Origin of the sequence: Streptomyces sp. C36 (assembly GCF_040932295.1) — a bacterium.
GTDB classification, from domain to species: Bacteria; Actinomycetota; Actinomycetes; order Streptomycetales; family Streptomycetaceae; genus Streptomyces; species Streptomyces triculaminicus.
On record NZ_JBFQGI010000005.1, the window covers coordinates 254,826 to 270,645 of the forward strand.

A 15,820-nucleotide genomic window follows, 5' to 3' on the forward strand; every position below is an offset into this window, starting at 1 on the left:
CGGTCTTGGAGAGGGGGAATGTTTGTGGGATCCGGTAGTGTTAACCTCAAGTCTGCACTCGAAGCCATTTCGGCTCGGTGCTTCGTGTCCCGATCAGGGACCGCTTTTCTTCCGGGAGCCTCCCCAACTGCCTGAGCAGCCTGCCTGAGCAGTTGCGAGCACGCTCCGGAATCGGCGTGGGCGACATGAGTGAAGCGTTATGTCGTGCCCTTCCCTCATTCTTCACGCCGGCACCAATGCACTGATTCTTCCGCCGCGAGAACCGGCGGACCACCGCCCCGGCCCGGTCCGATAGATCAGGACCGCAGCCGGACAGCACAACCGGTCGCCGAGCCAGACAGGCCGACGCCCGCTCCAGGGAAGGACCCCTTCGTGAGCGACACCACCGATCTGATGGGCGTGAACGCCGGCGCCGCCGGTAATGCCTCCGCGCCCGCCACGGACGCTCCCGCCGCGCCTGCCACCGGTGCAACCGCCCCCAAGCGGCGCCGTTCGGGCACGGGCCTCGACGCCATGGTCCTGGCAGAGCTCCAGCAGCTCGCTTCCGGCCTCGGTATCAAGGGCACCGCGCGGATGCGTAAAGGCCAGCTGATCGAGGTCATCAAGGAGAGGCAGGCCGGCGGAGGCGCCGCGCCCGCCAAGGCCGAGGCCCCGGCCGCCGAGGCGGCCGCCGAGACCAAGCCGAAGCGCCGTACGACCTCCCGTGCCCGTACGGGCGAGAGCGCTGCGGAGAAGTCGGCCGAGAAGGCCGCCGCCCAGCAGCAGATCGAGATCCCGGGCCAGCCGAGCAGCGACGAGGCCCCGGCCGGCGAGCGCCGTCGCCGTCGCGCCACCGCGGCCGCGGGCAGCCCCGAGCCGGCCGCCGCCGAGGCCCGCGCCGAGGCCAAGACCGACGTCCGCACCGAGGAGCGCGCCGAGGCCAAGGCCGAGGCCGCCGTGGACACCGCCGAGGGCAAGGCCGCCAAGGGCGGCGAGCGCCAGGACCGTGCCGAGCGCGGCCAGAAGGGCGAGCGCCGGGAGCGCGGCGAGCGTGCCGAGCGCGGTGAGCGTGCCGAGCGCGGTCAGCGCGACCGTGACCGCGACCGCCGTGGCGGCCGTGACGGCGACGCCGGGCAGAAGGGTGACCGCCAGCAGCGCGGTGACCGCGGCCCCCAGGGCGCCCCGCAGGGCGGCCCGCAGGACGAGGACGACTTCGAGGGCGGCCGTCGCGGCCGTCGTGGCCGCTACCGCGACCGTCGTGGCCGTCGTGGCCGCGAGGACTTCGCGGGCGAGCCGCAGGTCTCCGACGACGACGTCCTGATCCCGGTCGCGGGCATCCTGGACATCCTCGACAACTACGCCTTCATCCGGACCTCCGGCTACCTGCCGGGCCCGAACGACGTCTACGTCTCCCTCGCCCAGGTCCGCAAGAGCGGCCTGCGCAAGGGTGACCACGTCACCGGTGCGGTCCGTCAGCCGAAGGACGGCGAGCGGCGCGAGAAGTTCAACGCCCTCGTCCGCCTGGACTCGGTGAACGGTATGGCGCCCGAAACGGGCCGTGGCCGCCCGGAGTTCGGCAAGCTCACCCCGCTCTACCCGCAGGACCGCCTGCGGCTGGAGACGGACCCGGGCGTGCTGACGACCCGGATCATCGATCTGGTCGCCCCCATCGGCAAGGGCCAGCGCGGTCTGATCGTGGCCCCGCCGAAGACCGGTAAGACCATGATCATGCAGGCGATCGCCAACGCGATCACCACCAACAACCCCGAGTGCCACCTGATGGTCGTCCTGGTCGACGAGCGTCCGGAAGAGGTCACCGACATGCAGCGGTCGGTCAAGGGCGAGGTCATCTCCTCGACCTTCGACCGCCCGGCCGAGGACCACACCACCGTCGCCGAGCTGGCCATCGAGCGTGCCAAGCGCCTGGTGGAGCTGGGTCACGACGTGGTCGTCCTGCTGGACTCGATCACCCGTCTGGGCCGTGCGTACAACCTGGCCGCCCCGGCCTCGGGCCGCATCCTGTCCGGTGGTGTCGACTCGACGGCGCTCTACCCGCCGAAGAAGTTCTTCGGTGCCGCGCGCAACATCGAGGACGGCGGCTCGCTGACCATCCTGGCCACCGCGCTGGTCGAGACCGGCTCGCGCATGGACGAGGTGATCTTCGAGGAGTTCAAGGGCACCGGCAACATGGAGCTCAAGCTCGACCGGAAGCTCGCCGACAAGCGCATCTTCCCGGCCGTGGACGTCGACCCGTCCGGCACCCGTAAGGAGGAGATCCTCCTGGGCAGCGAAGAGCTGGCCATCGTCTGGAAGCTCCGCCGGGTGCTGCACGCGCTCGACTCGCAGCAGGCGATCGAGCTGCTTCTGGACAAGATGAAGCAGACGAAGTCCAACGCCGAGTTCCTGATGCAGATCGCCAAGACCACGCCCTCTTCGGGCAACGGCAACGACTGATCCGCATATCGCGTCACGCACGAGCCTCCCCGTCACACCCGTGGCGGGGAGGCTTCGTCGTGTGGTGCCACACGCCACACCGCGTCGTGATCTTTCTGTGACCTTTTGAGACATCCGCCACAGGCGCCCCGTCCGCAAATGGCCGGAATCCGCACCCCCCGAATGCCCGAAATCGCAGGTCGCGGGGGTAAACGCGGGGGTACGGGCGGTCCTCGGCCGGTGTCGTTCGTAAGACCGTCCTCAGAATCCGCTGTGCAACCCTGGCGCAGACTTCCCCGTCAACCAGCAGGGGCACATCGCACGACAAGGACTGAGGAGCGCATGGCCGACGACAGCAGGAGCCCGCGGGACGGCTCGCACCGACGCCGCGTGGTCGGCGGCGGCCGCGGCCGCCGCCGCAAGCCGCCCGTGCGCCGCACGGGCCGGCGAATAGCCGCCTGGAGCGCCGCCTCCGTGGTGCTCGTCGGTGGCGCGGGGCTCGGCTTCGTGTACTTCAAGCTCAACGGCAACCTGCACAGCGTCGACATCAACGCGGCCCTGGGCAAGAACCGCCCGGACAACGTCGACAACGGCTCCCAGGACATCCTCGTCCTCGGCTCCGACTCCCGCGCCGGCGCCAACGGCAAGTACGGCCGGGACGAGGGCAGCTCCCGCTCCGACACCGCGATGATCGTCCACGTCTACGCGGGTCACAAGAAGGCCAGCGTGGTCTCCATCCCGCGCGACACCATGGTTCCCCGCCCCGAGTGCACGACGCCCGCGGGGAAGACCAGCCCGGCGGTCGGACGCGCGCAGTTCAACGAGGCGTACTCCATCGGCGGCGCCGTCTGCACGGTCAAGACCGTCGAGGCCATGACGAACATCAGGATGGATCACTATCTGGAGGTCGACTTCGACGGCTTCCAGAAGCTCATCGACAAGCTGGGCGGGGTCGAGGTCACCACCACCAAGGCGATCCACGACAAGTCGAGCCACCTCGATCTCGCGGCTGGCACCCACAAGCTCGACGGCGAGCAGTCCCTCGGCCTGGTCCGTACCCGCAAGAGCGTCGGCGACGGCAGCGACCTCGGCCGGATCAAGCTCCAGCAGGCCTTCATCAAGGCGCTGCTGGACCAGGTGAAGTCCGTCGGCATCTTCACCAGCCCCACCAAGCTCTACGGCATCGCGGACACCGCCACCAAGGCGCTCACCACCGACCGCGACCTGAACTCGGTGAACAAGCTCTACGGCTTCGCCAGCGGCCTCAAGGGCATCGGCTCCGACGACATGCACATGATCACCCTCCCGGTCGGCGCGGACCCCCGCGACGCCGACCGCGTGGTGCCGCTCCCCGAGGAGTCCGCCCAGCTCTGGCGAGCCCTGCGCGGCGACGACGACATCCCCGAGGCCGCTCTGAAGGAGAGCCGCGCCTCAGGGGCCGAAGCCGACGGCGTGGTCAAGTGACCCCCGGGAATACCGGGCCCCGGCCCCCCGTTTTGGGGGATACGGCCAGTACTGGCAGACTGGTACGTCGGCCCCGGTTCACGTAAGGCAATCCCGCCTCTACGACCCGGTGCCCTCCCGAACCTAGGAGAACCCCTTGAAGCGCGACATCCACCCGGATTACGTCGAGACGCAGGTCAGCTGCACCTGTGGCGCCTCGTTCACCACCCGTAGCACCGTCGCCGACGGCACCATCCGTGCCGACGTGTGCTCCGAGTGCCACCCGTTCTACACGGGCAAGCAGAAGATCCTCGACACCGGTGGCCGTGTGGCGCGGTTCGAGGCCCGCTTCGGCAAGACCGCCGGGTCGGCCAAGAAGTAGCGACCCGCAGGCGCCGGTCCTCGGTCGTCCAGCCCCGGCTGGCGACCGGACCGGCGCTTTGTCGTCCAGCAGGCCGCCAGGCCCGCCAGGCCCGTCACCTCCAGCAGCTAGGGAAGATCGATGTTCGAGGCAGTCGAGGAACTGATCGGTGAGCACGCCGACCTCGAGAAGCGGCTCGCCGACCCCGCCGTGCACGCGGACCAGGCCAACGCACGCAAGCTCAACAAGCGCTACGCCGAGCTGACCCCGATCGTCGGCACGTACCGCTCCTGGAAGCAGACCGGCGACGACATCGAGACCGCGCGCGAGCTGGCCGCGGACGACCCCGACTTCGCCGCCGAGGTGAAGGAGCTGGACAAGCAGCGCGAGGCGCTCACCGAGAAGCTGCGCCTGCTGCTGGTCCCGCGCGACCCCAGCGACGACAAGGACGTCATCCTCGAGATCAAGGCGGGCGCGGGCGGCGACGAGTCGGCCCTGTTCGCCGGCGACCTGCTGCGCATGTACCTGCGCTACGCCGAGCGCGTCGGCTGGAAGACCGAGATCATCGACTCCACCGAGTCCGAGCTGGGCGGCTACAAGGACGTCCAGGTCGCGGTGAAGACCAAGGGCGGCAACGGCGCCACCGAGCCCGGCCAGGGCGTCTGGGCCCGGCTGAAGTACGAGGGCGGCGTCCACCGCGTCCAGCGCGTGCCCGCCACCGAGTCCGCGGGTCGCATCCACACCTCCGCGGCCGGCGTGCTCGTCACGCCCGAGGCGGAGGAGGTCGACGTCGAGATCAACATGAACGACCTGCGGATCGACGTCTACCGCTCCTCGGGCCCCGGCGGCCAGTCCGTCAACACCACCGACTCGGCCGTGCGCATCACGCACCTGCCGACCGGTGTGGTCGCCTCCTGCCAGAACGAGAAGAGCCAGCTCCAGAACAAGGAGCAGGCCCTGCGCATCCTGCGCTCGCGCCTGCTGGCCGCGGCCCAGGAGAAGGCCGAGGCCGAGGCCGCCGACGCCCGCCGCAGCCAGGTCCGCACCGTCGACCGCTCCGAGAAGATCCGCACCTACAACTTCCCGGAGAACCGCATTTCGGACCACCGCGTGGGGTTCAAGGCGTACAACTTGGACCAGGTGCTCGACGGCGAGCTGGATCCCATGATCCAGGCGTGCGTCGACGCCGACTCGGCCGCCAAGCTCGCCGCCGCGGGCTGACCGAGTGCGATCGACCGGGTGCTGACAATGCGAGCCCGTCCGGCAAGCGCGGACAACCGGGGCGCCGACGCGAGAGGAACAACGTGAACCTGCTGCTAGCAGAGGTGGCGCAAGCCACTCAGCGGCTGGCCGACGCCGGCGTACCGTCCCCGCGCTTCGACGCGGAGGAACTGGCCGCCTTCGTGCACGGCGTCAAGCGCGGTGAGCTGCACAACGTCAAGGACGCCGACTTCGACGCCCGCTACTGGGAGGCCGTGGCCCGCCGCGAGGCGCGCGAGCCGCTCCAGCACATCACCGGCCGCGCCTTCTTCCGCTACCTGGAGCTCCAGGTCGGCCCCGGCGTCTTCGTGCCCCGCCCCGAGACCGAATCGGTCGTCGGCTGGGCCATAGACGCCGTCCGGGCCATGGACGTCGTCGAGCCCCTCATCGTGGACCTGTGCACCGGCTCCGGCGCCATCGCCCTGGCCCTGGCCCAGGAGGTGCCGCGCTCGCGGGTGCACGCCGTCGAGCTCGACGAGACCGCCCTGGGCTGGGCCCGCAAGAACATCGAGGGCTCCCGCGTCCAGCTGCACCACGGCGACGCGCTCGCGGCCCTGCCCGAGCTCGACGGCCAGGTCGACCTGGTCATCTCCAACCCGCCGTACATCCCGCTCACCGAGTGGGAGCACGTCGCCCCCGAGGCCCGCGACCACGACCCGCAGCTCGCGCTGTTCTCCGGCGAGGACGGCCTCGACACCATCCGCGGCCTGGAGCGCACCGCGCACCGCCTGCTGCGTCCCGGCGGCGTCGTCGTCATCGAGCACGCCGACACCCAGGGCGGCCAGGTGCCGTGGATCTTCACCGAGGAGCGGGGCTGGGCCGACGCGGCCGACCACCCCGACCTGAACAACCGGCCCCGCTTCGCCACCGCCCGCAAGGCGATGCCATGACGGCTCCGACAGCCCCGGCCGCAGCACGACTTCAGACACCGACCCAGGAGGCGCGTTAAATGGCACGGCGATACGACTGCAGCGACGCGACCGACCGCAAGACCGGTCTGCGCGAGGCGGCCGCGGCGGTGCGCCGCGGCGAACTGGTCGTGCTGCCCACCGACACCGTCTACGGCATCGGCGCGGACGCCTTCAGCCGCGAGGCCGTCGGCGACCTCCTGCAGGCCAAGGGCCGGGGCCGGGGTATGCCCTCGCCCGTCCTCGTCGGCTCCCCGAACACCCTGCACGGGCTGGTCACCGACTTCTCCGAGCAGGCCTGGGAGCTCGTCGACGCCTTCTGGCCCGGCGCGCTGACCCTCGTCGCCAAGCACCAGCCCTCGCTGACCTGGGACCTGGGCGAGACCCGCGGCACCGTCGCCGTGCGCATGCCCCTGCACCCGGTCGCCATCGAGCTGCTGACCGAGTTCGGCCCCATGGCCGTCTCCAGCGCCAACCTCACCGGCCACCCGGCCCCGCAGACCTGTGACGCCGCGCAGGACATGCTCGGCGACTCCGTCTCCGTCTACCTCGACGGCGGTTCCACCCCGGCCGACGTGCCGTCCTCCATCGTGGACGTCACCGGCAAGGTGCCCGTCCTGCTGCGCGCCGGCGCCATCAGCGCCGAGCAGCTCCGCGAGGTGGTACCCGAGCTCGAGGTGGCCAATTGATCGCCCCGCAGGGGCGTGGCATAGCGGGACCGGACACCACCACCGACACTTTCCGCATCCTCCACGTCAGCACCGGCAACGTCTGCCGCTCGCCCATCACCGAGCGGCTGACCCGGCATGCCCTCGCGCATCGCCTCGGCGACCCCGCGGCGGGCGGCCTGGTGGTGGAGAGCGCCGGCACCTGGGGCCATGAGGGCGCCCCGATGGAGGCCCACGCCGCCACCGTCCTGGCCGACTTCGGCGCCGACGCGCAGGGCTTCACCGGCCGTGAGCTGCTGGACGAGCACGTCATCCGCGCCGACCTGGTCCTGACCGCCACCCGCGACCACCGCGCCCAGGTCATCTCCATGGGCCACTCGGCGGGGCTGCGCACCTTCACGCTGAAGGAGTTCACCCGGCTGGTACGGGCCATAGACCCGGCGACGCTGCCGGACCCCGAGGGGGCCGGCGGGGTGGTCGACCGTGCCCGTGCCCTGGTGCAGGCCGCGGCCGCCCTGTGCGGCTGGCTGCTGGCGCCCAACGCGGAGGCCGACGAGGTCCACGACCCCTACGGCGCCCCCATCACGTTCTTCCGCTCCATCGGTGACGAGATCAACCAGGCCCTCGACCCGGTCGTCACCGCCCTCACGGGAGTTCCGGCCCGCTCCTGAGGCGACCCCCGGCGGCCCGCTGCGGGCGCGCCGACCCGGGCCTACAGTGGGTGCTGAGACCATCGCGCCGCACAGCCCGGAGGCAGCGATGCCCGTCACCCACACACCCGCACGGGGCGCAGGCGCCCCCGTGAGCGGGGAGCAGCAGCGCTCGCACCCTCCCTGGGGAAACGGTTTCGAGGCGCTGCGGCGCCAGGACCCCGAGCTGGCCGGGCTGCTGCTGGCGGAGGCCGAGCGCCAGGCGACCGGTCTGCAGCTCGTCGCCGCCGAGAACTTCACCTCTCCCGCCGTTCTGGCCGCCCTCGGCTCGCCGCTGACCAACAAGTACGCCGAGGGCTATCCCGGCGCCCGCCACCACGGCGGCTGCGAGCTCGTCGACCTCGCCGAGCGCGTCGCGGTCGAACGGGCCAAGGCCCTCTTCGGCGCCGAGCACGCCAACGTCCAGCCGCACTCGGGCACCGCCGCCGTGCTGGCCGCCTACGCCGCGCTGCTGCACCCCGGCGACACCGTGCTGGCCCTGTCCCTGCGGCACGGCGGCCACCTCACCCACGGCTCCCCGGCCAACTTCTCGGGCCGCTGGTTCGACTTCGCCAACTACGGGCTGCACGAGGACACCGGCCTCATCGACTACGCCCAGCTGCGCGTCCTGGCCCGGGACCGTATGCCGCGGGCCATCGTCTGCGGTTCGATCTCCTATCCCCGGCATCCGGACTACGCGGCCTTCCGCGAGATCGCCGACGAGGTCGGCGCGTACCTCGTCGTGGACGCGGCCCACCCCATCGGCCTGGTCGCCGGGGGAGCGGCGCCCAGCCCCGTCCCGTACGCCGACGTGGTGTGCGCCACCACCCACAAGGTGCTGCGCGGGCCGCGCGGCGGGCTGATCCTGTGCGGGGCGCGGCTGGCCGAGCGGATCGACCGGGCGGTGTTCCCGCTCACCCAGGGCGGCGCGCAGATGCACACCGTCGCGGCGAAGGCCGTCGCCTTCGGGGAGGCCGCCACGCCGGCGTTCACGGCGTACGCCCATCAGGTGGTCGCCAACGCCCGCGCGCTGGCCGCCGCGCTGGCCGCTGAGGGGCTCCTGATCGCCACCGGGGGCACCGACACCCACCTGATCACCGCGGACGCCGCACCGCTCGCCCTGGACGGCGCCACGGCCCGTCGGCGGCTCGCGGCGGCCGGCGTGGTCCTGGACACCTGCGGCCTGGCCCGGGGCGGCGTGCGCGGCCTGCGGCTGGGCACGGCGGCCCTGACCACCCAGGGCATGGGCGAGGCGGAGATGGTGCGGGTGGCGGCGCTGATGGGGGCGGCGCTGCGCGGGGAGGCGAGGGACGGCGCGGTGCGCGCGGAGGTGGCGGCGCTGGCCGGAGGGTTCCCCCCGTATCGCTCCCACATGTGATCATTTGGAACCACGGCGGGCCGGTGGCCGTCTTCTGCTGCATTCACGGTTCCGGGGTGGACGCGAATATGGTGTGAGGCTGTGATGTCCGGCGCGATCCCTGGGGCAGCCCGTGCGTGAATACCTGCTGACGTTGTGCGTCACCGCGGCGGTCACCTATCTCCTGACGGGCCCGGTGCGGAAGTTCGCGATCCTTGCCGGCGCCATGCCGGAGATCCGCGCGCGCGACGTGCACCGGGAGCCCACGCCCCGGCTCGGCGGTATCGCGATGTTCGGCGGGCTGTGCGCGGGGCTGCTGGTGGCCGCGCACCTGTCCAACCTCAAGCACGTCTTCGAGCTGTCCAACGAGCCCCGGGCGCTGTTGTCGGGCGCGGGCCTGATCTGGCTGCTGGGCGTGCTGGACGACAAGTGGGGCGTCGACGCGCTGGTCAAGCTCGGCGGGCAGATGATCGCCGCCGGTGTGATGGTGCTGCAGGGTCTGACGATCCTCTTCATCCCCGTCCCCGGTGTGGGCACGGTCTCGCTGACCCCGATGCAGGGCACGCTGCTGACGGTCGCGCTGGTGGTGATCACCATCAACGCGGTGAACTTCGTCGACGGCCTGGACGGCCTGGCCGCGGGCATGGTGTGCATCGCGGCGGCCGCGTTCTTCATGTACGCCTACCGGATGTGGTTCGGGCACGGTCTGGAGGCGGCGGCCCCCGCGACGCTGTTCGCCGCGATCCTGATGGGCATGTGCCTGGGCTTCCTGCCGCACAACATGCACCCCGCCCGGATCTTCATGGGCGACTCCGGATCGATGCTCATCGGGCTGGTCCTGGCGGCCGGCGCGATCTCCATCACCGGCCAGGTGGACCCGGACGCGCTCAAGCTGTGGGCGGGATCCGAGCGGGCGGCGGTGCACGCCACGGTGCCGGTCTACATTCCGCTTCTGCTGCCGCTGACCGTGATCGCGGTGCCGGTGGCGGACCTGCTGCTGGCGATCGTGCGGCGCACGTGGAAGGGGCAGTCGCCGTTCGCAGCGGACCGCGGCCATCTGCACCACCGGCTGCTGGAAATCGGGCACTCGCACAGCCGCGCGGTATTGATCATGTATTTCTGGTCGGCCCTCATCGCTTTCGGTGCGGTGGCCTATTCCGTGAACTCCGCGAGTGTCTGGATCCTGCTGCTGGTGGTGGTGCTGAGCGCGGTCGGCCTGGTGCTGCTGCTGATGCCGCGCTTCACCCCGCGCGCCCCGCGCTGGGCCGAGCGGTTCGTCCCGCCGCGCTACCGCCGCAAGGCCGTGCCGACGCCCGCCGTGGAGCCGTCCGAGGCCGGTGCGGAGGAGCGCAGGGAGCCCGTGCCCGCGGGTCTGCACGGGGCGACGGCCATCGGGGACCGCTCGCGCTTCGCGCACAGCCGGAAGGTCTCCTAGGGGACTCCTGGAGGTCTCCTGGAGGCCTCCAGGAGGGCCGGAAAGGGCCCTCCCGAGCAAGGTCGCATAGCAGAGAATTAACGGCCTCGTCAGCCCGATGACCAGCGAATTGACCCGTGCGTGTGACGTGCGGCACACGATGTAGGTAAAGACCTCATCAAATAGTTTGTGATACCGTTCACGAAACCCGAGTGATAGAGCCGAAGGGCCGTGGTGCGGCGGTCCTTCGTGGCGAGCTGTGCCTCACTCCCGGGGATACGCTCGTCCACGACGAATCGTTGCTTCCGACTTCGCCGGAGAAACCCTTCATGCAGTCCAACGACGCCCGAACACTTCTGCAGTGCGCCGTCCCGACCGCCGTCGCCGGCGTCGTCGCCGTCGTCCTCGCCTCGGTGCTCGCCGGTGGCAAGGGGGGAATCGGTGCCGCCGTCGGCACCGCCGTGGGGGGCGGGATCATGGCCTTGGGCCTGTTCGTCCTCCAGCGGACCGCCAAGTCGTTTCCGCACCTGTTCCAGGCCATGGGTCTGGTGCTCTATGTGACGCAGTTCTTGATCTCCGCCGTCGTTCTCGCGGTCTTCCGGGACACGTCGCTCTTCAATACCCGCGCCTTCGCCTTCGCCCTCCTGGCCGCCGTCCTCGTGTGGACTGCCGCCCAGACGCGGGCGTACCTGAAGGCCAAGATCTTTTATGTGGATCCGGAATCCGTCGACGCGAAGAAGTCCGCGCCCGCCGGGTCCGTGTCGTGACAGGTAGGCCCGGGATAAGTGCTCGCGCGCTCACCTGCTATCGTCCGGTGCCATCTGAGGCACAGTGGGCGCAGGCGGCTGAACTCCCGAGAATCCCGGGACGCAATCGGCGGTCCATGCAGCTGATGCCAGTCACGCCGATCGGTTCCGAGCCGATCACCTGCCCCCCCATCCGCAAGACCAGTCCAGTGCCGTTCCGCGGCTGTGCGCCGCGCCGACACAACGAGGTTGCCGTACCTATGCGCCACGCTGAAGGAGCTCGCGGTGAGTGCTGACCAGACGCTGCTCGCCTTCGAGACCGATTGCCACATCTTCGATGGGTGCGGCTTCCCGGCCCCAGGCCTCCACTCGTTCTTGTTTGAACCCCTGTTCAGCATTGGCGGCGTCGACTTCAACAAGCCGATGCTGCTGGCCGTGCTGACCTCGGTCATCGTCATCGGGTTCTTCTGGGTGGCATTCGGCAAGGCCAAGGTGGTCCCGGGCAAGCTCCAGATGGTGGGAGAGGCGGGCTACGACTTCGTCCGCCGGGGCATCGTCTACGAGGCGCTGGGCAAGAAGGAGGGCGAGAAGTACGTCCCCTTCATGGTCTCGCTGTTCTTCTTCGTCTGGATCATGAACCTCTGGTCGATCATCCCGGTCGCCCAGTTCCCCGTGACCTCGATCATCGCCTTCCCGGCAGCGCTCGCCCTGATCGTCTACGTCATGTGGATGTACCTGACCTTCAAGCGCCACGGCTTCGTCGGCGGTCTGAAGAACATCACCGGCTACGACAAGTCGCTCGGTGGCGTTCTCCCGCTGGCCGTGATCCTGGAGTTCTTCTCGAACGTGCTGGTCCGGCCGTTCACCCACGCCGTCCGGCTTTTCGCGAACATGTTCGCCGGTCACCTGCTGATCCTGATGTTCACCGTCGCCAGCTGGTACCTGCTGAACGGCATCGGCATCGCCTACGCCGGTGTCTCCTTCGTGATGACCGTCATCATGACCGGCTTCGAGCTCTTCATCCAGGCCGTCCAGGCGTACGTCTTCGTCCTGCTGGCCACGAACTACATCCAGGGCGCGCTCGCCGAGCACCACTGAGCACCTCGCCTGCCCAGTCCAACAATCGTCCGGTGGCCAACCCCCACCGGTCCGTGAAAGAGAAGGAAGAACGAGCATGTCTGCTGCTCTCCAGACCATCGCCGCTGGTGTCGAGATCAAGGGCAACCTGGGCTCGATCGGCTACGGCCTCGCCGCGATCGGCCCCGGCGTCGGCGTCGGCATCGTCTTCGGTAACGGCACCCAGGCGCTGGCCCGCCAGCCCGAGGCGGCCGGTCTGATCCGCGCCAACCAGATCCTCGGCTTCGCCTTCTGTGAGGCGCTCGCCCTGATCGGTCTGGTCATGCCGTTCGTCTACCCGTCGTCCTGATCCAGGCCTGACGACCACTTGTTTCGACGAAAGGCACTGATGTGAACGCCCTGCTGGCGTCCGAGGGGGAGCTGGAGAACCCCCTCCTCCCGCCGATCCCAGAGCTTGTCATCGGTCTGATCGCCTTTGCCATCGTCTTCCTCTTCCTCGGCAAGAAGCTCCTCCCGAACATCAACAAGGTTCTGGACGAGCGCCGGGCAGCCATCCAGGGTGGCATGGAGAAGGCCGCCGCGGCCCAGACCGAGGCGCAGCAGGTGCTCGAGGACTACCGGGCACAGCTGGCCGACGCCCGCCACGAGGCCGCGCGTCTGCGCCAGGAGGCGCAGGAGCAGGGCGTCGCGCTGATCGCCGAGATGCGGTCCGAGGGACAGCGGCAGCGTGAGGAGATCATCGCTGCCGGCCACGCCCAGATCGATGCCGACCGCAAGGTCGCCGCGGCCTCGCTGCGCCAGGACGTCGGCCAGCTGGCCATCGACCTGGCCGGCCGGATCGTCGGCGAGTCCCTCACGGACTCGGCGCGGCAGAGCCGGACCGTCGACCGCTTCCTCGACTCGCTCGAGGACAAGGCGGCCGACGTGAAGAAGGCCGAGGCCACCCGATGAACGGAGCGAGCCGGGAGGCCTTCGCCTCCGCACGTGAGAGCCTCGACGCGCTGACGGCGGGCACGTCCGTGGACGTGGCCAAGCTCGCCGACGAGCTCGCGGCCGTCACCGCGCTGCTCGACCGCGAGGTGTCGCTGCGTCGGGTCCTGACCGACCCGGCGCAGCCCGGCGAGGCCAAGGCCGAGCTGGCCCGGCGCCTGCTGGGCGGCCAGGTGGGCGGCGAGTGCGCCGACCTGGTGGCGGGCATGGTCCGCTCCCGCTGGTCGCGTTCGCGCGACCTGGTGGACGCGATCGAGGAGCTGGCGTCCGGCGCCGACCTCGTCGCGGCCGAGCGTGCCGGTGACCTGGACGACGTCGAGGACGAGCTGTTCCGCTTCGGCCGGATCGTCGCCTCGAACCCCGAGCTGCGCGCCGCGCTGACCGACAAGGTCGCGGACCGGTCCGCCAAGGCGGCCCTGGTGCGCGAGCTGCTGGGCGGCCGGGCCAAGCCGGTCACCGAGCGCCTGGTCGTCCGACTGGTGTCCGCGCCGCGTGGCCGTAGCCTGGAAGGTGGGCTGAACGCCCTCTCCAAGCTGGCCGCGGACCGACGGGACCGCATGGTCGCGGAGGTCGTCTCGGCGGTGCCGCTGAACGATCAGCAGAAGCAGCGCCTCGGTGACGCGCTCGCCAAGCTGTACGGACGGCGTGTCCACCTCAACCTGGACGTCGACCCCGAGGTCCTCGGCGGCATCCAGGTGCGGATCGGCGACGAGGTCATCAACGGCACCATCGCGGACCGGCTCGCTGAGGCGGGCCGCCGGATGGCCGGCTGACCAGCCACCAACTCAAGAGCATGTACTGACGGCCCGAGTTGGGTCGACGGTGTCCTCTGGGGGCCCGGAGCAGCGCGGCTGCTCCGGGAGCAAGTCCCCAGACCCCCAGAATTACTTCGGGCCCAACAAGGAGAGCAGGGAACCCAGATGGCGGAGCTCACGATCCGGCCGGAGGAGATCCGGGACGCACTGGAGAACTTTGTCCAGGCGTACAAGCCGGACGCGGCCTCGCGCGAGGAGGTCGGTACGGTCAGCGTTGCCGGCGACGGCATCGCGAAGGTCGAGGGTCTTCCCTCGGCCATGGCGAACGAGCTGCTGCGGTTCGAGGACGGCACCCTCGGTCTCGCCCTCAACCTCGAGGAGCGCGAGATCGGTGCGGTCGTCCTCGGCGAGTTCAGCGGCATCGAGGAGGGCCAGCCGGTGCAGCGCACCGGTGAGGTGCTCTCCGTCGCGGTCGGCGAGGGCTACCTCGGCCGCGTCGTCGACCCGCTGGGCAACCCGATCGACGGCCTCGGCGAGATCACTGGCATCGAGGGCCGCCGCGCCCTCGAGCTGCAGGCCCCCGGCGTCATGGTCCGCAAGTCGGTCCACGAGCCGATGGAGACCGGCTACAAGGCCGTCGACGCGATGACCCCGGTCGGCCGTGGCCAGCGTCAGCTGATCATCGGTGACCGTCAGACCGGCAAGACCGCGCTGGCCGTCGACACGATCATCAACCAGCGCGACAACTGGCGCTCGGGCGACCCCAAGAAGCAGGTCCGCTGCATCTACGTCGCCATCGGCCAGAAGGGCTCCACCATCGCGTCCGTGCGCGGTGCGCTGGAGGAGGCCGGCGCCCTGGAGTACACGACGATCGTCGCGGCTCCGGCGTCCGACCCGGCCGGCTTCAAGTACCTCGCCCCGTACACCGGTTCGGCCATCGGCCAGCACTGGATGTACCAGGGCAAGCACGTCCTGATCGTCTTCGACGACCTCTCGAAGCAGGCCGACGCCTACCGCGCCGTCTCCCTGCTGCTGCGCCGCCCGCCGGGCCGTGAGGCCTACCCGGGTGACGTCTTCTACCTGCACTCGCGTCTGCTGGAGCGCTGCGCCAAGCTCTCCGACGAGATGGGTGCCGGCTCGATGACCGGTCTGCCGATCGTCGAGACCAAGGCGAACGACGTGTCGGCGTTCATCCCGACCAACGTCATCTCCATCACCGACGGCCAGTGCTTCCTGGAGTCGGACCTCTTCAACGCCGGTCAGCGCCCCGCGCTGAACGTCGGTATCTCGGTCTCCCGTGTCGGTGGCTCCGCCCAGCACAAGGCCATGAAGCAGGTCTCCGGCCGCCTCCGTGTGGACCTCGCCCAGTACCGCGAGCTCGAGGCGTTCGCCGCCTTCGGTTCCGACCTGGACGCGGCCTCCAAGGCCGCCCTGGAGCGCGGTAAGCGCATGGTCGAGCTGCTGAAGCAGGGCCAGTACGCCCCGTACTCCACCGAGGACCAGGTCGTCTCCATCTGGGCCGGCACCACCGGCAAGATGGACGACGTTCCGGTCGAGGACATCCGCCGCTTCGAGCGTGAGCTGCTGGACAACCTCCACCGCGAGAACAAGGGTCTGATGGACAGCATCCGCGAGGGCGGCAAGATGTCCGACGACACGCTGCAGGGCGTGGCGGACGCGATCGCGTCCTTCAAGCAGCAGTTCGAGACCTCGGACGGCAAGCTGCTGGGCGAGGGCTGA

15 protein-coding genes are annotated in these 15,820 nt (G+C 70.2%); all 15 read left to right on the top strand.

What is annotated here, in order from left to right:
* Positions 1–372: 372 nt before the first annotated feature.
* The 15 genes from rho to atpA all read left to right on the top strand — a co-directional run bounded on the left by rho (position 373) and on the right by atpA (position 15,820).
* Positions 373–2,433 (top strand): transcription termination factor Rho, encoded by a 2,061-nt coding sequence (gene rho, locus AB4K12_RS17520; protein WP_368435060.1) that lies wholly within the window; start codon positions 373–375, stop codon positions 2,431–2,433.
* 321 nt (positions 2,434–2,754) lie between these two features.
* On the top strand, positions 2,755–3,876 hold the full coding sequence (locus AB4K12_RS17525) for an LCP family protein (protein ID WP_368435061.1): 1,122 nt from the start codon (positions 2,755–2,757) through the stop codon (positions 3,874–3,876).
* Between the two features lie 136 nt (positions 3,877–4,012).
* Positions 4,013–4,237, top strand: a complete 225-nt coding sequence (gene rpmE / locus AB4K12_RS17530; RefSeq protein WP_362263002.1) for a 50S ribosomal protein L31 — start codon at positions 4,013–4,015, stop codon at positions 4,235–4,237.
* 120 nt (positions 4,238–4,357) lie between these two features.
* Positions 4,358–5,437, top strand: a complete 1,080-nt coding sequence (gene prfA, locus AB4K12_RS17535; RefSeq protein WP_086573282.1) for a peptide chain release factor 1 — start codon at positions 4,358–4,360, stop codon at positions 5,435–5,437.
* Positions 5,438–5,520: 83 nt separating this feature from the next.
* A complete protein-coding gene (prmC, locus tag AB4K12_RS17540) occupies positions 5,521–6,366 on the top strand; it encodes a peptide chain release factor N(5)-glutamine methyltransferase (RefSeq protein WP_086573280.1) in 846 nt (281 codons plus the stop codon).
* A 59-nt stretch (positions 6,367–6,425) separates the two neighbouring features.
* Complete coding sequence (locus AB4K12_RS17545) at positions 6,426–7,073, top strand: L-threonylcarbamoyladenylate synthase (RefSeq protein ID WP_086573278.1); 648 nt, start codon at positions 6,426–6,428, stop codon at positions 7,071–7,073.
* Complete coding sequence (locus AB4K12_RS17550) at positions 7,070–7,723, top strand: protein-tyrosine-phosphatase (protein ID WP_368435062.1); 654 nt, start codon at positions 7,070–7,072, stop codon at positions 7,721–7,723. The genes AB4K12_RS17545 and AB4K12_RS17550 overlap by 4 nt, the downstream gene beginning before the upstream one ends.
* Before the next feature lie 88 nt (positions 7,724–7,811).
* The gene (glyA, locus tag AB4K12_RS17555; protein WP_368435063.1) at positions 7,812–9,119 is read left to right on the top strand and encodes a serine hydroxymethyltransferase; all 1,308 of its coding nucleotides are present in this window, start codon (positions 7,812–7,814) and stop codon (positions 9,117–9,119) included.
* Positions 9,120–9,231: 112 nt separating this feature from the next.
* Positions 9,232–10,533 (top strand): MraY family glycosyltransferase, encoded by a 1,302-nt coding sequence (locus AB4K12_RS17560; RefSeq protein ID WP_368435064.1) that lies wholly within the window; start codon positions 9,232–9,234, stop codon positions 10,531–10,533.
* A gap of 308 nt (positions 10,534–10,841) precedes the next feature.
* Positions 10,842–11,279 (top strand): hypothetical protein, encoded by a 438-nt coding sequence (locus AB4K12_RS17565; protein ID WP_368435065.1) that lies wholly within the window; start codon positions 10,842–10,844, stop codon positions 11,277–11,279.
* A 264-nt stretch (positions 11,280–11,543) separates the two neighbouring features.
* Positions 11,544–12,356, top strand: coding sequence for a F0F1 ATP synthase subunit A (gene atpB, locus AB4K12_RS17570; protein WP_362263019.1), 813 nt, complete (start codon positions 11,544–11,546; stop codon positions 12,354–12,356).
* Positions 12,357–12,432: 76 nt separating this feature from the next.
* Positions 12,433–12,684, top strand: coding sequence for an ATP synthase F0 subunit C (gene atpE / locus AB4K12_RS17575; protein WP_030367998.1), 252 nt, complete (start codon positions 12,433–12,435; stop codon positions 12,682–12,684).
* Positions 12,685–12,725: 41 nt separating this feature from the next.
* A complete protein-coding gene (locus AB4K12_RS17580) occupies positions 12,726–13,286 on the top strand; it encodes a F0F1 ATP synthase subunit B (protein WP_086573271.1) in 561 nt (186 codons plus the stop codon).
* Positions 13,283–14,098 carry a F0F1 ATP synthase subunit delta gene (locus AB4K12_RS17585; protein WP_368435066.1) on the top strand — a complete coding sequence of 272 codons (816 nt, stop codon included), beginning with the start codon at positions 13,283–13,285 and terminating at the stop codon, positions 14,096–14,098. The genes AB4K12_RS17580 and AB4K12_RS17585 overlap by 4 nt, the downstream gene beginning before the upstream one ends.
* 147 nt (positions 14,099–14,245) lie before the next feature.
* Positions 14,246–15,820, top strand: a complete 1,575-nt coding sequence (atpA, locus tag AB4K12_RS17590) for a F0F1 ATP synthase subunit alpha (RefSeq protein WP_368435067.1) — start codon at positions 14,246–14,248, stop codon at positions 15,818–15,820.

What these genes read in the sequence shown, in the direction of transcription:
- AB4K12_RS17545 (WP_086573278.1), top strand. Translation starts at nt 6,426, where the DNA reads ATGGCACGGCGATACGACTGCAGCGACGCGACCGACCGCAAGACCGGT.
- AB4K12_RS17565 (WP_368435065.1), top strand. Translation starts at nt 10,842, where the DNA reads ATGCAGTCCAACGACGCCCGAACACTTCTGCAGTGCGCCGTCCCGACC.
- prfA (WP_086573282.1), top strand. Translation starts at nt 4,358, where the DNA reads ATGTTCGAGGCAGTCGAGGAACTGATCGGTGAGCACGCCGACCTCGAG.
- atpE (WP_030367998.1), top strand. Translation starts at nt 12,433, where the DNA reads ATGTCTGCTGCTCTCCAGACCATCGCCGCTGGTGTCGAGATCAAGGGC.
- AB4K12_RS17525 (WP_368435061.1), top strand. Translation starts at nt 2,755, where the DNA reads ATGGCCGACGACAGCAGGAGCCCGCGGGACGGCTCGCACCGACGCCGC.
- atpA (WP_368435067.1), top strand. Translation starts at nt 14,246, where the DNA reads ATGGCGGAGCTCACGATCCGGCCGGAGGAGATCCGGGACGCACTGGAG.
- AB4K12_RS17585 (WP_368435066.1), top strand. Translation starts at nt 13,283, where the DNA reads ATGAACGGAGCGAGCCGGGAGGCCTTCGCCTCCGCACGTGAGAGCCTC.
- glyA (WP_368435063.1), top strand. Translation starts at nt 7,812, where the DNA reads ATGCCCGTCACCCACACACCCGCACGGGGCGCAGGCGCCCCCGTGAGC.